This is a genomic window from Comamonas odontotermitis (genome assembly GCF_040396735.1).
GTDB classification, from domain to species: domain Bacteria; phylum Pseudomonadota; class Gammaproteobacteria; order Burkholderiales; family Burkholderiaceae_C; genus Comamonas; species Comamonas odontotermitis_C.
This window is the reverse complement of record NZ_JBEBNZ010000008.1, coordinates 35,824-51,491: the sequence shown is the minus strand read 5'-3', so window position 1 is coordinate 51,491 and position 15,668 is coordinate 35,824. Positions and strand designations below refer to the sequence as shown.

Genomic DNA, 15,668 nt, shown 5'->3' with positions numbered 1-15,668 from the left:
ATCCATGAGCATCGGAAGGCGTTTATCTACTGAATGGCTATCTGGCCCTGGTGTACGAAACACCGGTGGTCAAAAAGGCTCGCATCCAAGGGGTTGGGCAGGCGTACATCGCTCCAGCCCGGCATGCCCCGCCGGGCTTCGTCAAACCGACGCTGGATCTGCGCAATCACCATCACAGTGAATTGCCGCTCGCGCGCAAGGTTTCGCAAAACCTGCATCTGCTGCATGACCGGGGGCAGGTCGCGCCGCTGATCCAGCAGCTGCAGATAGTCGATGACGACGACGGTCGCCGGTGGTGCATCGTGCAGCTGTGCGGCCACATGCGCGGCGCACACATCGTCTGAACAATCCCACCGAAACCGGTTGCCCCACAGCGCCCCATCGGCATCGGCTGCAGCCGCCATGGTGCGTACCTGTGCAGGAGTGCAATCGAGCGAGAAGAAAGCCGCATGTTGTCCCGCTCGCAAGGCGCGTGCCATCAATGCAAAACCCAGGCGGGTTTTGCCCTGCAGGGGGCGTGCGGCGAGCAGCAGCAATTGGCCTGGCCGCAGCTGGCGAGACAACTGGGTCAGCGCATCTGGTGAAGCGTGCCGGGCCATCAGCAGGCTCCATTGCGCAAAGCCGTTTTCCCTGGCGACGTCATCGAGCGCTTCATGCAGGGGCATGCCGTGCTGGCGAGCCCTCAGCCTCGCCTGGCGTTTGAGCGCGTACAACGGCGCGGAAAGGGGAATGGATCCCATGGTCAACCTCCTGTTCAAGGCAGCTGAGCAATCCCTCCTTATGCACATCGCCAACAAGCAGGTTGGGCTAAAGGTATGCCCTGCACAAACAATGCTTCCCCAAACGGAGGGAGGAGGCGCGGGCCGCGCACGCCATCCATCTTATCGCAAGGATTGCAGAGACTTTGAACCAGTTCTGAGAACAGCCAGTGCAGCTCCTGGCTAGCGCTGCGCCCCCAGCACCTTCTGCATTTCGCGCGTGATGGCTTTGACCAGCAGTGAATGCGGCTGCGCGGCCGCGCGGATGGCATTGACCGGCACCTGCAACTCGGGGGCCAGCGGCAGCACTTCCACCTTGCTCCGGTCGGCCGACAAGGCCGTGCAGCCATCCACCATCGCCACGCCCAAACCATGGTGGGCCATGGCCAGGGCCGTGTGGTAGGTCTGCACCGTCACAAAATGGTTCTGGCCTGCGCCTGATTCGCGGCCCAGCTGGTTCAGCAGCATACCCACAGGGTCCTGCGCATCCAGGCAGATGAGGGGCACGCCCGCCAGATCTTCCTGCGACAGGGTGCCCGCGCGCAGCTTGAACGGCGGCAGCATGCCCTTGGGCACGATGCACATCATCGGCACGCGGGCCAGGTTTTCCTGCAGCAAGGTGGGCTGCTGCACATTGCTCAGTACAAAGCCGACATCGGCTTCCTGCATCATGAGGGCCGACACGATCTGCGGCGAGTGCAGCGACTGCAGGGTGACGGTGACATTGGGGTGTTTCTGCTTGAACTGCGCCAGTGCGCGTGGCAACACCTCGTGGCTGAGCGCCAGCACACTGGCAATGCGCAGCTCATCGGTGGCGCGGCCCTTGCGCAGGCTGTCTGCCAGGCGCTGTACGTCTTCAAGCTGGGCAAACAGCTTTTCCATGTGGGGCAGCAGGGCCAGCGCTTCGCTCGTGGGTGCAAGGCGCCCCTTGCTGCGCTGAAAGAGCGCAAAGCCCAGCTGCAGCTCTGCGTGCTGCAAGGTGCGGCTGACAGCGGGCTGTGAGATGTTGATGAGCCGCGCAGCCGCGCTCACGCTGCCCGTATGCATCACCGCATTGAACACTTCGATATGGCGCAACCGCATTGCTCAGCCCTTCACCACGTCACTGACCGGCATCTTCGGCCTGCATGCGCGCGAGGCGCTCGCTCTTCCAGTACACATCGTCACCGCCATCCACGCGGTTGAGCACCCGCGCCAGCACGAACAGCAGATCAGACAAGCGATTGAGGTACTGGCGCGGCGCAGGGCGCATGGCCTCTGCTTCCTGCAGGGCCACCACCATGCGCTCTGCACGGCGTGCAACGGTGCGGCACACATGGGCCTGCGCTGCTGCGCGCGTACCTGCGGGCAGGATGAACTCGGCCAGCCGGGGAAGCTGCGCGTTGTAGCGTGCGAGCGCATCGTCCAACTGCAGCAGGGCGTCGTCCTTGAGCAGTTCGTAGCCGGGCATCGACAGCTCGCCCCCCAGGTTGAACAACTGGTGCTGGATATCGATCAGCAGCTCGCGCACATCCGAGGGCAGCGGCTCGCACAGCAGCAGGCCAATGTGCGAATTGAGTTCATCCACATCCCCCATCGCATGAGGCCGGCCACTGGCCTTGGAGACGCGGCTGTTGTCGCCCAAGCCGGTGGTGCCATCGTCACCGGTTCTGGTCGCAATCTGGGAGAGTCGGTTGCCCATTGGTAATCCTTGTGAAGCTTGTGTACTGGGGCCTATTTTCTGTTACCTGCCTCCCGTAATTTGTAGCGGAAGCAACAGCAAGCAAAAATGATAGCGCTTGGCGGTCATCTGGGGTGCAATAGGCCCCATGTCTGAATCCTGTAAGGAGGTGCAGATGCCTGCAAAATTTTTCACCCATCCCTTTGATGCCCGCAGCGTGATGCTGTTTGCATCCATCGCCGTGACATCGGCCATGGCCCACGCCCAGCCTGCGACAGGCAGCGCCGCGCAACGCCTGGCCCAAGGCGCCAGCGCGCACCGTATTGTCCAGGCCGAACGCAACCTGAGCGCCAGCGACCCTCGCCGCCACCAGGTGCGCCAGCCGGTCAAGAAGAACATGTAACGCCCTTTTCCTCTCCCCGGACTCTCCCCCCTCCCGCCTCGGCGGGTTTTTTGGCTTCGCGCAGCAGACAGCGCTGGTACAGATGCGGTGCTATTCTGAAGTTCAGTCTGGAGACTCCTCATGAATGCACCCATATCCACCCACCAGTTGCAGGCCGAACTGCGGTCTGTTCCCGATGCCTTCCTGCAAAAACTCGCAGCCCGCTTTGGCGTGCAGTGCTCCACCGCGCAGGCTGTGCGTGAACAGCATGGCCGCGACGAAGGCTCCATTGCTGCGCCGCCGCCAGCTGCCGTGGTGTTTGCCGAATCCGCCGAGGATGTGCAGGATGCCGTGCGGCTGTGCGCCGAATACAGCGTGCCGGTGATTGCCTATGGTGCGGGCTCGTCGCTGGAAGGCCACCTGCTGGCCGTGCAGGGCGGCATCACGCTGGATGTGAGCCGCATGAACCAGGTGCTCTCGGTCAACACCGAAGACCTGACCATCACCGTGCAGCCGGGCATCACGCGCAAGGCGCTCAATGAGGCGATCAAGGACACCGGTTTCTTCTTCCCCATCGACCCCGGCGCCGATGCGTCGATCGGCGGCATGGCCTCCACCCGCGCCAGCGGCACCAATGCCGTGCGCTACGGCACCATGCGCGAAAACGTGCTGGCACTGGAGGTGGTGACCGCCAGTGGCGAGCGCATCCGCACCGGCAACCGGGCCAAGAAGAGCGCGGCGGGCTACGATCTGACACGCCTGCTCGTGGGCAGCGAGGGCACGCTGGGCATCTTTACCGAGATCACGCTGCGCATCTACCCGCTGCCCGAAGCGGTGAGCGCTGCCATCTGTTCCTTCCCCAGCATTGAGGCCGCCGTTCGCACCGTGATCCAGACCATCCAGATGGGTGTTCCCATCGCCCGCGTGGAGCTGATTGATGTGAACGCCATCCGCATGGTCAATGCCTACAGCAAGCTCAGCCTGCGCGAGGAGCCCATGCTGCTGATGGAATTCCACGGATCGCCTACCGGCGTGAAGGAGCAGGCCGAGATGGTGCAGGACATCGCCAGCGAGTTTGGCGGCAATGCCTTTGAGTGGGCCGAGCGCCCCGAGGACCGCACCCGCCTGTTTACCGCGCGCCACAACGCCTACTTTGCCGCCGTGGCGAGCGTGCCCGGCTGCCGCTGCATCACCACCGATGCGTGCGTGCCCATCAGCCGCCTGGCCGATGCGCTGCTCGACTGCGTGAACGAGGCCGACGCCAGCGGGATTCCCTACTTCCTGGTGGGCCATGTGGGCGACGGCAACTTCCATTTCGGCTACCTGATCGACCCCGACAATGACATCCAGCGCCAGCAGGCCGAGCAGTTGAACCACCAGCTTGTGGAGCGCGCCATCGCCCTGGGTGGCACCTGCACCGGTGAGCATGGCATTGGCATCCACAAGCAAGGCTTTCTCGCGGATGAAGCGGGTGAGGGCGGCGTAGAGATGATGCGAGCCATCAAACAGGCACTGGACCCGAAGAATATTCTGAACCCGGGCAAGATCTTTCAGTTGGCCGTGTAGCGCACGACGCCCAAAAAACAAAGCCCGCGAGCTATGCTGCGCGGGCTTTGTTTTTGAGGCACATGAATTGCGCCCCGTCCATGCCCCATCAGGCCGGCTTGGCAGCCCCCAGTTGCGCCTTGCGCGCAGCGACACCCGCTCCCACAAAACCGGCAGATACCACGCTGAGCACCATGCCCACTGCAGCACCGTAGAACACGCCTGCGTTCATGTGGTGATCGAGCATATAGCCAAACACCGGTGCAGCCAGGCAGAAACCCAGATCCAGCCCCGAATACACCATGCCGTACACCCGGCCCGTGGCACCGGGCGGTGCTGCGCGCTTGACCAGCATGTCGCGCGACGGGCCTGCCAGGCCGGTTCCTACACCCGCCAGCGCCGCCACACCCAGCGCTGCATAGCCGGGCAGCCACCCAGTGGCCACCAGCGCCAGCAGCCCACCGGAGAACAGCAGGCAGGCGGAAATCGTTTTCTCCAGGCGCTCCACCCGGCCGACCAGAAAGCCGCCCACCACCATGCCCGCCGCGCCAAACAGCATGTACCCCGTCACCACATAGGCGGTGATGCTGGCGGGCAGGCCATACAGTTGCTGCAAGGCCGGGCTGGCAAAGGACTGGATGGCGCTCATGGCGCAGGTGGTCCAGAAGAAGAACGAGAAGCACAGCCACACCGATGGCAGCTTCAGGAAGGCCAGCGGGTGCTCCTGCGCTGCAGATGCCGCAGCTGCCTTTGCCGCGCCATGGGCAGCGCCTGCCGCAGCTACCGTCACGCGGTCGTCCAGCGCATCGCGGTTGATGACCATGATGGCCAGAATGATGGCTGCCAGCGCAGCGCCGCACAGGCAGGCCAGGCGCCACGAACCGGTGGCCGATGTGATACCCGCCATGAACACCGGCGCGGCCGCCCACCCCAGGTTGCCCGACAGGCCATGCACCGAGAAGCCATGGCCCAGGCGCTGCGGCGACAGGCGCTTGTTGAGGATGGTGAAATCCACCGGATGGAAAGGCGCATTGCCCAGCCCCGCAAAGACGGCAGCCAGCATCAGCTGCACATAGCTGTGCGCCGTGCCTGCAATCACCCCGGCCACGGCAAAGCTGGCGAGCGCCGCAAAGAGGATGGGACGGGCACCGAATCGATCCACCACAAATCCCGCCAGGGCCTGGCCAACGCCGGAGACGATGAAAAATACCGACACCAGGACACTCAGCTCCGAGTAGCTGAAGCCGAAATCCTGGATCAGCCACGGAAACAGCGGCGGCAGCAACAGATGAAAGAAATGGGACGAGCCGTGGGCAAGGCCGATGAGGCCGATGGTGCGGCTGTCCTGGCGCAGGCTGCCGATCTGGTCGGCGCCAGCAGCGGAGGCATTGGTGTTGGTTGTCATACCCGGCATGGTAGCCAAAGCCACACCGTCTTGTATGCGATAGCAAGCCAATTACTATCGCCAACATGCCAAGCCAAGCCATGCCCCCTTCGCGCCGCCGCGCCAGCGGGCCGCGAATCACCGCGGTGCCGGCGGTATCGCTGGCCACAGGCGCGCGTGCCTGGGAGTACGTGGATTCGCTCACCCCGCATCTGTTCGTGCCTACGCCACAGCGGCCTGTGCGCGCCAAGCAGCGGGTGCTGCAGCGCGATACGCAGGTGCTGCCGCACCACCACCAGTGGGCGCAGCTGGCGGTATCCACCACCGGAACCCTGCATCTGCGCGTGCCCCGCGCCACCTTTGTGGTGCCGCCCGGGCGGGCGCTGTGGATTCCGCCCCAGGTGGAGCACGCCGTCACCATGGTGGAGACGGCTGAGCTGCGCACGCTCTACATCTACCAGGCACCAGGCCAGTGCGGGCCCATTGCGGACGATACGCTCAGTGCACGCTGGCAGCGCTGCCGCGTGCTCGAAGTATCGGATCTGCTGCAGGCGCTGGTGCGTGACCTTTCCACGAGCTCGGACGCAGGCGAGCCGCCCAGCCTGGCGCAGTTGGCGCGCGAGCGCCATGTCAGCGCTCTGCTGCTCGATGAGCTGGGGCGCGCCACCCAGCTGGACCTGCGCATCGACATGCCGCGCGACAAACGCCTCAACACCCTGTGCCAGGCCGTTCTGCAGGACCCACTGGCGCACGACAGCCTGCAGGCCTTTGCCAGCAACAGCGGCGCCAGCCTGCGCACCGTGGCGCGCCTCTTTCGGCAGGAGCTGGGCTGTACCTACCAGCAATGGCGCCAGCAGGTGATTCTGGCCAAGGCCGTGCAACTGGGCGCCAGCGGCCTGCCCATGGGGCAGATTGCCGTGGAACTGGGCTATACGCCCAGCGCCTTCAGTGCCATGGTGCAGCGCGCCGTCGGCCTGCCGCCCGCACGTTTTCTGGGCATGCAACGCCGCTGATGGCCGCGCAAGTACTTGTGTGCAGGCTGGCTGAAAAAATGCCACGCTGCGCTATCCTGCCTGCAGAATCTATGGAATAACCAGCACTTTGCGCTCAACCTTGTTGTGCAAACAGCTCTATTTTTTTATAGCAAAACCATGCCGCTCCACAGCTACGATCCTCGCTTGGGCCACCGCCTGCCGCACGACCCTTTCAACGCGATTGTCGGCCCGCGTCCGATTGGCTGGATCTCCAGCCTGAGCAGTGCTGGCGTGCGCAATCTGGCGCCTTACAGCTTCTTCAACGCATTCAACTACGTTCCGCCCATCGTCGGCTTTGCCAGCATCGGCCGCAAGGACACCCTGGCCAACATCGAAGCCACGCGCGAATTCGTCTGGAACCTGGCGAGCGAGCCGCTGGCCGTACCGATGAACCAGAGCTGCGCCGCTGTGGCACCGGAGGTCGATGAGTTCGAACTGGCGGGGCTTGCGGCCGAGCCGTCCGTCAAGGTAAAGCCGCCGCGCGTGCAGGCCAGCCCGGTGACCATGGAATGCCGCTGCACGCAGATCATCCAGCTGCAGGGCGCCGATGGCGTGCAGGTACCCACCTGGCTGGTGTTGGGCGAGGTGGTGATGGTGCACATCGACGAGCGGCTGCTAAAGGATGGCATCTACCAGACGGCTGCAGGCCAGCCCCTGCTGCGCGGCGGCGGGCCGGGGGACTATTTCACGATCAGCGAAGCAGGCAAGCGGGTGATGATGCGTCCACGCTGATGCGTCTCCCACCGGTACGGCTTCGGCAGGCATGGCGCGCTTGATGGCGCGTCGAATTCAGTCGATCTGCATGCGTGCGGCAGCGGCAAAACTGCCCAGGCTCCAGCCCTTGCCCAGCAGGAACATGCGGGTGTTCAGCTGGTTGAGCACCTGCGGCTCGACGCTGTTGCCCAGGTACCGCATTTTCTTGTCGGTGATGTCGACATAGCCGAGCCGGTAGTCGCGCGCCAGCTTGTGCCACAGCGCGTGGGCGCCGGGCGACTGGCGGGCACCGGTGACGAGGCACAGCCCGGCATCCAGGGCCCAACGGTAGATGCACGACGCCAGTCCCTTGCGCTGGTAGGCCACATCGAATTTGGAATGGGGGCCGCGAATGATGCGGTCGGCGCGCTTGTCCAGCTCGATCAGGCGACTGAACACGGTGAAACCCGCAATGCGGTGCGCCTGCAGGTCTTCGACATAGACGTAGAACTCACCATCGGCCGCGCGGTAGCGGATGGCGAAACGGGGATCGGACAGCGGAATTTCGGCAATCCCGTGCAGGCAGTCGCCCGGGGTGTTGATGCGGTCATGGATGGAGGCGCATTCGCCTTCCAGTTGCTTGGGTGGAATCGGGCTCACATCAATGCGCAATTCCACCGGTCGGTACAGCCAGGATGCCCAAAAGGGCGGCATAGCGGTCAGCATGGCTTTCTCTCCTTGTGCGCGACCTTTGCCGGGCCGCTCCAATGACAAAGCCATTGAGGGTAGCCCAGCGCACAATTCGCACGCAAAGGGTGCGAGATTGCATCTGGCACCTCCGCGCTACCAATCCGTGCCGCCCCAGACGCTTCAAAAGCCGTGTGGCGCATCGCGGCAGCGATAAACACCCAAAGGTAGCCAAGACGTGAAAAAACCCGCCTGAGCGGGTTTTGGAGGCTTGTGGCCTGCAGGCGCGGAAAATGTTATTCCGACAGCTGGCGCATCGTGGCCTGATCCAGACGGCCGGTCACGGGCAGGCCCTGGTCCTGCTGGAAGGTGCGCAGTGCATTTTGCGTGCGCGGACCTGCGGAGCCATCCGGCGTGCCCACATCAAAGCCCAATTCGTTCAGGCGCTGCTGGGCTTGCTTCATGGTCATGCGCACATTGGTCTTGGCGCCGGGGGCCGAAGTCTGGCTGGGCGCCGCCGAGCCATCGACCGACAGGCGGCCACCGCCGCCCAGGCCCTGGCCCTTGACGGCCTGTGCCTTGTAGTTGCGCAGCGCGCGCACCATCTGGTTGTATGCATCGACAAACGCTGCCGAGACCACCTTGCCCTGCGAGGTATTGGAGTAACCGCCGATGCTGGCACCTGCCGAGCCGCCGAACAGGGTGCCAAAGCCGCCCCAATCGGTGTTGCTGGCGTTACCAGTGGAGGACGACACCTGCACGCCCGAGCGGTTGTCCACCAGGGTCAGCATGGCCGAGGCCTCGCGCGTCTTGCTGTTGGCAGCAACGCCACCCAGGGCGCTACCACCACGGCCGCCCAGAATGCCGCCAAGCGCAGCGCCAAAGCCGCCGGCATTGTCTTCGCTGAAGGTCACTTCAGGCGTCAGGCCGTAGTCCGATGCCACCACCTGGCCCTTGCCAAAGTTGCTGCCCTTGCGCATTTCGCCGTTGTCCATCATGGCCCGCTCGCGGTTCATCGCGTTCATGCCAGCCGCGCTGCGCTCCACCACCACGAAGCAGTTCGATTGCTGGATCAGCACGCGCAGCAGATTGGCGGTAGGTGGCAGACGGTATTCGTTGCGCAGGATGGTGTACCAGCCCGCTTGCTGGTTCTCCACCAGCGAGACGGTGCCCACGGGAGAGTCGCATTTTTCCAACTGGCTGTTCTCGCCCTGGCTGCTGCCGCCTGCGGCTCCGCCAGTCACGGTGTTGTTGGTGCCGCCGCCCAGCTTCATGCCCGTGGATTCGCAGCCTGCCAATGCCAATACGGCCAGTGCCGCCAATGCCAGTTTCTTCATATGTTGCTCCCGCAAGTTTTCAATTACTTTTACAAAGAAACCCAGGAGCACTGCCTGGGTTCAAACCACCACTATCGGTACGATAAACGCCGTCAATTGTAGAAAATCCCTCGCCGAATGGCATCCAGATTTGCTCTTGATCAAAGCGACAACAGCGCGTAAATTGCGACAAATTGTTGCAAAGATAAGCAATTACAGAAATCTACTCGGAGCCGGAATTATCCGCGTAATTTATCAATTAATCCATTAAGGGCATCGAGCGAACCGAACTGGATCACCAGCTCTCCCATTTCTTCGACCTTGCCAGCGCGCTTGACGCGCTTTTTCACGCGCACCTCCACCTCGGCCATCAGCAGGTCGGAGAGCTCTTCTTCCACACGCTTCAAATCGCGCGATTTGGCCGGTTTGGCCTTGACCGGCGTTTCGCCCGAGAATTCCGCGCTCACCTTTTTCACCAGGCTCTCGGCCTCGCGCACGCTCAGCTTGCGCGCATTGATCTGGTTGGCAGCGGTGATCTGTGCGGCACGGTCGAGCACCAGCAAGGCGCGGGCGTGGCCCATGTCCAGGTCGCCGGCCATCAGCATGGTCTGCACCGGCTCGGCCAGGTTCAAGAGGCGCAGCAGGTTGGATGCAGCCGAGCGCGAACGGCCAACGGCTTGTGCAGCCTGCTCATGCGTCATGTTGAATTCACCCACCAGGCGCGAGAGGCCTTGCGCTTCTTCCAGCGGATTGAGGTCTTCGCGCTGGATGTTTTCAATCAGCGCCATCGCCGCGGCCGCCTCATCTGGCACTTCGCGCACCAGTACCGGCACTTCGGCAAGGCCTGCAATGCGCGCCGCACGAAATCGCCGCTCGCCGGCAATGATTTCGTATTTACCCACATGCTCGCCCTGTGTGAGCTTGCGCACCAGAATCGGCTGCATGATGCCCTGGGCCTTAATGCTTTCGGCCAGCTCGTACAGCGCTCCCTCGTCCATGCGCGTGCGCGGCTGGTAGATGCCGGGCACCATGTCTTCCAGCGCGAGCTGGTGGGGGTTGTGGCCCCTGTCTTCTGCAGCCTGCGGCGCTGCTTCCACCTTGGGGCCGAGCAATGCTTCGAGGCCGCGTCCCAGGCCCTTGGGTTTTTTGGTTGCCATGGTTTTGTTTACCTTTGGTTTTTGGCTGCCGCAACGGCGCTCAGTTCGGCCAGCAGGCCCTGCCCCAGCGGCCAGTTGCCCAGCCCGGATTCCGCGTTGATGTGGCCGCAGTTGCCCTGGTTCACCCAGCGGGCACCCCAGCTGTCTGCGAGCAGCCTGGCGCGTTCTGCGCTGCAGTACGGGTCGTTCTGGCTGCCCACCAGAATGGAGGGGAACGGCAGCTTCTGCAACGCAATGGGCGACCAGCCGGGAATCAACTCGGCCAGATCCGGCCGCTCTACATCACCAGGCGCCACCAGCAGCGCGCCACGCACCTTGTGCGCCGCCTGCGGCGAATGCGCGGCCCACCAAGCCGTCAGAATGCAGCCCAGGCTGTGCGCCACCAGCACTACGGGCTCTGGCGCATCCACGATCACATCCTGCAGCCGTGCCGTCCAATCCCCGCGCTTGGGGCGCATCCAATCGTGCTGCTGTACGCGTTCGTAGCCAAATTCTTCTTCCCATACGGTTTGCCAGTGGCCCGGGCCGCTGTTTTGCCAGCCTGGCAGCAGTTTGACGGACAAGGATTGCATACTCTCTTTTTTATAGCTATCAGCGCTCTACAGATATGCGCTACAGGCCAATTTCTTTCAAAATATCAAGCGCTTATTGTGCCTCATTGTCTGCCCGCTGCAATGCGCCGCCACACTTGCCAACAAAAAGGCCTCCCATGCGATGCATGTGGAGGCCCACTTCCCTGGCAAGCAGGGCTGGCTCATTTCATCGATTTGATGCGCTTGACCATCTCTTTGGCAAACTCGACGAATGCCTTGCTGCCCTTGGCAGACGGGTCAAACACCACACCGGGCAGGCCATAGCTGGGTGCCTCGGCCAGGCGCACATTGCGAGGAATGACGGTGTCGAACACCTTGTCGCCAAAGTGGTCCTTGAGCTGGTCGCTCACCTGCTGCTGCAAGGTGATGCGCGGATCAAACATCACGCGCAGCAGGCCGATGATCTCCAGATCCTTGTTGAGGTTGGCATGCACCTGCTTGATGGTGTTGACCAGATCGGTCAGGCCTTCGAGCGCGAAATACTCGCACTGCATCGGCACGATCACGCCGTGGGCCGAGCACAGGCCATTCAGGGTCAGCATCGACAGGCTGGGCGGGCAATCGATCAGCACGAAATCAAAGTCACCATTGGCGGCGTCAAGCGCAGCCTTCAGGCGCTTTTCACGGCGCTCCAGCTCCACCAGTTCCACTTCTGCGCCCGACAGCTCACGGTTGGCTCCCAGCACCCAGTAGCCGCATTTGTCCGAGTACACGGCCGCTTCCTTGATGGTGTTCGACTCCAGCAGCACATCGTAGACCGAGGTCTCGAGTGCGCGCTTGTCAATGCCCGAACCCATGGTGGCATTGCCCTGCGGATCGAGATCCACCAGCAGCACCCGCTGCTTTACCTTGGCCAGGCCTGCAGCCAGATTGACTGCCGTGGTCGTCTTGCCCACGCCGCCCTTCTGGTTGGCGATACAAAAGATTTTTGCCATGAAAGTTCGCTTCAATCCAATACTTACTTGGTGAGGGCCAGCTTCAGGCCAAAACCAATCAAAAACACACCGGCGGTCTTCTCCAGCCATTTGACGACCGACGGATTGGCGCGCAAACGTTCGGCCAGGGTCTTGGTGATCAGCACAACGATCGTGCAGTACACCAGACTGATCACCGCCACCGTCGCCGCCATCAGGGCAAACGTCGGAATGCCTCGATGCGTTGCCGGATCGACAAACAGCGGAAAGAACGCCATGTAAAAAACAATGGCCTTGGGGTTCATCAGGGTGATGAGAAAGCCTTGTTTGAAATAGTGGCGCGGCTCAATCCTGATGACCGGCTGATCGCCCGGCTTGGCGGTGATCAGCTTGTAGCCGATCCATGCCAGGTAGACCGCCCCTATCCACTGCACGGCCTGGAAGGCCGCAGGGTAGGCCGTCATCACCGCAGCCACACCGGCCACTGCCAGCCACATCAGCACCTGATCGGCTGCCATGCAGCCCAGGCATACGGCCATCCCAGCCCAGATTCCACCCTTGCCGGTGGAGGTGATCAGCGCCAGATTGCCCGGGCCCGGAATCATCAAGAAAAGGATTACGGCCACCACAAATGCACCGTAGTCGGAAATGCCAAACATATCCCACCTGCTGCGATGAAACCCTGAGTGTAAACGACAGCCTTGCGTTCCAGCCAGCAAAAGCGCGCCGTTACGGCCCGAAACGTCAGCAAAAAGCCCCGAAATCGGGGCCTTTTCACTTCGTTTTTCAGCCGTTGGCCATCTACGCAGCCTCGGGCGTTTTCTGCATCCACACGATGCAGCGTTCGGCGTCGAGCCCCGGCACCACAAGCGGCTCGATCTGCAGCACCTGCACACCGGCAGGCAGCAATGCCAGTTCATCATCGGGACGCTTGGCCTTCATGGCCAGCCAGATTCCGGAAGCCTTCAAGGTCTGCTGCGACCAGGCCGTGAAATCCTGCAGCGCAGCAAAGGCACGGCAGCTGACCACGTCGTATTGCTGCGCCAGATTCTCGACCCGCGACTGGATACCGCGCAGATTGCGCAGCCGCAGATTGGCTGCTACCTGCTGGATGAAAGCCACCTTCTTGCCCACGGTGTCCACACAACTCACATCAAGCTGCGGCAGGCAGATGGCAAACACCACGGCCGGCAATCCACCGCCCGATCCCACATCCAGCAGTTTCGGTTCCACCAATGCCTTGCCTGCCAGGTAACGCTGCAAGGGCACAACGGCTGCCAGGCTGTCGAGCAAATGGTGGGTCAGCATCTCTTGCGGATCACGCACCGAGGTCAGGTTGTAGACCTTGTTCCATTTCTGCAGCAGGTCCAGAAAAGCCATCAGCAGCCCGATCTGGCCATCATCCAGCGCCAATCCCAGCTGCAGCACTCCGTCACGCAGCTTGTTTTCCAATGCGGCGCTCATGCGATGCTTACCTCTTCGGTTGCCGAGAATCCCTTGAAGCCGCCCTTCTTCAAGTGCACCATCAACAGAGAAATGGCGGCAGGCGTGACACCAGAAATACGCGATGCCTGACCCAGAGTTTCGGGCCGGTGCGTCTGAAGCTTCTGGCGCACTTCAAAGGACAAGGCCGTCACCTGCATATAGTCCAGTTCAGCCGGGAGGCGCAGTTTTTCGTAGTGGGCCGCGCGCTCCACCTCGTCCTTCTGGCGATCGATATAGCCCGAGTACTTGGCGCCAATCTCCACCTGCTCCACCACCGAGTCCCCCAGATCGCCCAGTGTTTCACGTGAAACAGCGTCCGAGCGGTAGGCGCCTTCGTTCATGCTCATCAAAGTGCCATAGTCCACTCCGGGGCGGCGCAGCAGGTCGAACAGGTTGTATTCGCGCTCCATCGCCTTGCCCAGTACACGCTCTGCTTCTTCGGCAGCAACGATACGCGGATTCACCCAGGTGGCCTTCAGGCGCTCTGATTCACGTGAAACAGCGTCGCGCTTGCGGCTGAATGCATCCCAGCGCGCATCGTCTATCAGGCCCATCTTGCGACCCACTTCGGTCAAGCGCATATCGGCATTGTCTTCGCGCAACTGCAGGCGGAACTCCGCGCGGCTGGTGAACATGCGGTAAGGCTCGGTCACACCCTTGGTGATCAGGTCGTCCACCAGAACGCCCAGATACGCTTCATCACGCCCCGGCATCCAGGGCCCTTCGCCCCGGCATTGCAGGGCAGCGTTCAGGCCCGCAAACAATCCCTGGGCCGCCGCCTCTTCATAGCCCGTGGTTCCGTTGATCTGTCCGGCAAAGAACAGACCCTGGATCTGCTTGGTCTCGAAACTGCTCTTGAGCGAGCGCGGATCAAAGTAGTCGTATTCAATGGCGTAGCCGGGGCGCAGGATGTGGGCGTTCTCCAAGCCTTTCATCGAGCGCACCAGTTCGTACTGAATATCAAACGGCAGGCTGGTGGAAATACCGTTGGGGTAGAACTCGTGGGTAGTCAGGCCTTCGGGCTCCAGGAAGATCTGGTGGCTTTCCTTGTCGGCAAAGCGGTTGATCTTGTCTTCCACGCTGGGGCAGTAACGCGGGCCCACGCCTTCGATCTTGCCCGTGAACATGGGGCTGCGGTCAAAGCCGCTGCGGATGATCTCGTGCGTGCGGGCGTTGGTGTGCGTGATCCAGCACGGAACCTGGCGTGGGTGCATGGCCGCGTTGCCCATGAAGCTGAACACTGGCACATGGCCCTCGTTCACACCACCGGGCATGCCGTCACCGGGTTGCTCCTCGCACTGGCTGAAATCAATGCTGCGGCCATCGATACGCGGCGGCGTGCCGGTCTTCAGGCGTCCTTGCGGCAGCTTCAGTTCCTTGAGGCGGCCAGACAGGCTGACTGCTGGCGGGTCTCCCGCGCGGCCAGCTGCATAGTTGTTCAGTCCTACATGGATCTTGCCGTCGAGGAAGGTTCCGGCCGTCAACACCACCGTGCGGCTGCGAAAACGGATGCCGACCTGGGTGACGGCGCCAACCACGCGGTCGCCCTCCACCATCAAGTCATCCACCGCCTGCTGAAACAGCCACAGATTGGGCTGGTTCTCCAGCACCTCGCGAATGGCGGCTTTGTAGAGAATGCGGTCGGCCTGGGCACGCGTGGCACGCACAGCGGGCCCTTTGGAGCTATTGAGCGTACGGAACTGGATTCCACCCTTGTCGGTCGCCAATGCCATGGCACCGCCCAGCGCGTCCACTTCCTTGACCAGGTGGCCCTTGCCAATACCGCCAATGGAGGGGTTACAGCTCATCTGCCCCAGGGTTTCGATATTGTGGGACAGCAGCAGCGTCTTGCAACCCATGCGTGCAGCAGCCAGCGCAGCTTCGGTGCCGGCATGACCGCCGCCAACGACGATGACATCAAATTCTTGCGGATAGATATAAGAGGGGGTCTGGCTCATACAGCCTCATTCCAGGGCTCGCAAAGCATGCGCTCTGCCTGTTTCATGCCCTTCTGCAGCCCTTGGGCAAAAGTGGCGAATATGCGGGGATTGGCTTGGTAT

The 15,668-nt window shown here is 62.4% G+C and carries 16 protein-coding genes; 4 read left to right on the top strand and 12 right to left on the bottom strand.

Annotated features, from left to right (window positions below):
• Nucleotides 1–26 precede the first annotated feature (26 nt).
• The 3 genes from ACH2DG_RS09400 to ACH2DG_RS09390 all read right to left on the bottom strand — a co-directional run bounded on the left by ACH2DG_RS09400 (nucleotide 27) and on the right by ACH2DG_RS09390 (nucleotide 2,439).
• Nucleotides 27–740 carry a DNA helicase gene (locus ACH2DG_RS09400; RefSeq protein WP_395025699.1) on the bottom strand — a complete coding sequence of 238 codons (714 nt, stop codon included), beginning with the start codon at nucleotides 738–740 and terminating at the stop codon, nucleotides 27–29.
• A gap of 201 nt (nucleotides 741–941) precedes the next feature.
• Nucleotides 942–1,841 carry a LysR family transcriptional regulator gene (locus ACH2DG_RS09395; protein WP_395025697.1) on the bottom strand — a complete coding sequence of 300 codons (900 nt, stop codon included), beginning with the start codon at nucleotides 1,839–1,841 and terminating at the stop codon, nucleotides 942–944.
• Between the two features lie 19 nt (nucleotides 1,842–1,860).
• Nucleotides 1,861–2,439: a cob(I)yrinic acid a,c-diamide adenosyltransferase gene (locus tag ACH2DG_RS09390; RefSeq protein ID WP_395025695.1), complete on the bottom strand. Its 579-nt coding sequence runs from the start codon at nucleotides 2,437–2,439 to the stop codon at nucleotides 1,861–1,863.
• Between the two features lie 154 nt (nucleotides 2,440–2,593).
• On the opposite strand from ACH2DG_RS09390, the gene ACH2DG_RS09385 reads away from it, so the two are divergent.
• Nucleotides 2,594–2,821 (top strand): hypothetical protein, encoded by a 228-nt coding sequence (locus ACH2DG_RS09385; RefSeq protein ID WP_395025694.1) that lies wholly within the window; start codon nucleotides 2,594–2,596, stop codon nucleotides 2,819–2,821.
• 120 nt (nucleotides 2,822–2,941) lie between these two features.
• Nucleotides 2,942–4,366, top strand: coding sequence for an FAD-binding oxidoreductase (locus tag ACH2DG_RS09380; RefSeq protein WP_395025693.1), 1,425 nt, complete (start codon nucleotides 2,942–2,944; stop codon nucleotides 4,364–4,366).
• A gap of 88 nt (nucleotides 4,367–4,454) precedes the next feature.
• On the opposite strand, the gene ACH2DG_RS09375 is transcribed toward ACH2DG_RS09380, so the two are convergent.
• On the bottom strand, nucleotides 4,455–5,750 hold the full coding sequence (locus ACH2DG_RS09375) for an MFS transporter (RefSeq protein WP_395025692.1): 1,296 nt from the start codon (nucleotides 5,748–5,750) through the stop codon (nucleotides 4,455–4,457).
• Nucleotides 5,751–5,830: 80 nt separating this feature from the next.
• Here ACH2DG_RS09375 and ACH2DG_RS09370 point away from each other — a divergent pair, with 80 nt between their 5' ends.
• Together ACH2DG_RS09370 and ACH2DG_RS09365 are read left to right on the top strand one after the other, a co-directional pair.
• A complete protein-coding gene (locus ACH2DG_RS09370) occupies nucleotides 5,831–6,742 on the top strand; it encodes an AraC family transcriptional regulator (RefSeq protein WP_395025691.1) in 912 nt (303 codons plus the stop codon).
• Nucleotides 6,743–6,880: 138 nt separating this feature from the next.
• Nucleotides 6,881–7,495 (top strand): flavin reductase family protein, encoded by a 615-nt coding sequence (locus ACH2DG_RS09365; protein ID WP_395025690.1) that lies wholly within the window; start codon nucleotides 6,881–6,883, stop codon nucleotides 7,493–7,495.
• Nucleotides 7,496–7,552: 57 nt separating this feature from the next.
• On the opposite strand, the gene ACH2DG_RS09360 is transcribed toward ACH2DG_RS09365, so the two are convergent.
• The 8 genes from ACH2DG_RS09360 to mnmG all read right to left on the bottom strand — a co-directional run bounded on the left by ACH2DG_RS09360 (nucleotide 7,553) and on the right by mnmG (nucleotide 15,566).
• Nucleotides 7,553–8,182, bottom strand: coding sequence for an N-acetyltransferase (locus ACH2DG_RS09360; RefSeq protein WP_395025689.1), 630 nt, complete (start codon nucleotides 8,180–8,182; stop codon nucleotides 7,553–7,555).
• Between the two features lie 257 nt (nucleotides 8,183–8,439).
• Nucleotides 8,440–9,480, bottom strand: coding sequence for a peptidoglycan-binding protein (locus tag ACH2DG_RS09355; protein ID WP_395025688.1), 1,041 nt, complete (start codon nucleotides 9,478–9,480; stop codon nucleotides 8,440–8,442).
• A 218-nt stretch (nucleotides 9,481–9,698) separates the two neighbouring features.
• Nucleotides 9,699–10,616 carry a ParB/RepB/Spo0J family partition protein gene (locus ACH2DG_RS09350; RefSeq protein WP_395025686.1) on the bottom strand — a complete coding sequence of 306 codons (918 nt, stop codon included), beginning with the start codon at nucleotides 10,614–10,616 and terminating at the stop codon, nucleotides 9,699–9,701.
• A gap of 8 nt (nucleotides 10,617–10,624) precedes the next feature.
• On the bottom strand, nucleotides 10,625–11,188 hold the full coding sequence (locus ACH2DG_RS09345) for an RBBP9/YdeN family alpha/beta hydrolase (RefSeq protein ID WP_395025684.1): 564 nt from the start codon (nucleotides 11,186–11,188) through the stop codon (nucleotides 10,625–10,627).
• A gap of 182 nt (nucleotides 11,189–11,370) precedes the next feature.
• Nucleotides 11,371–12,144 carry a ParA family protein gene (locus ACH2DG_RS09340; protein WP_224150841.1) on the bottom strand — a complete coding sequence of 258 codons (774 nt, stop codon included), beginning with the start codon at nucleotides 12,142–12,144 and terminating at the stop codon, nucleotides 11,371–11,373.
• Between the two features lie 23 nt (nucleotides 12,145–12,167).
• Nucleotides 12,168–12,782 carry a LysE family translocator gene (locus tag ACH2DG_RS09335; protein WP_395025683.1) on the bottom strand — a complete coding sequence of 205 codons (615 nt, stop codon included), beginning with the start codon at nucleotides 12,780–12,782 and terminating at the stop codon, nucleotides 12,168–12,170.
• Between the two features lie 142 nt (nucleotides 12,783–12,924).
• Nucleotides 12,925–13,587, bottom strand: coding sequence for a 16S rRNA (guanine(527)-N(7))-methyltransferase RsmG (gene rsmG, locus ACH2DG_RS09330; protein ID WP_395025681.1), 663 nt, complete (start codon nucleotides 13,585–13,587; stop codon nucleotides 12,925–12,927).
• Complete coding sequence (mnmG, locus tag ACH2DG_RS09325; protein WP_395025679.1) at nucleotides 13,584–15,566, bottom strand: tRNA uridine-5-carboxymethylaminomethyl(34) synthesis enzyme MnmG; 1,983 nt, start codon at nucleotides 15,564–15,566, stop codon at nucleotides 13,584–13,586. Before mnmG ends, rsmG begins: the two co-directional genes overlap by 4 nt.
• Nucleotides 15,567–15,668: the final 102 nt, after the last annotated feature.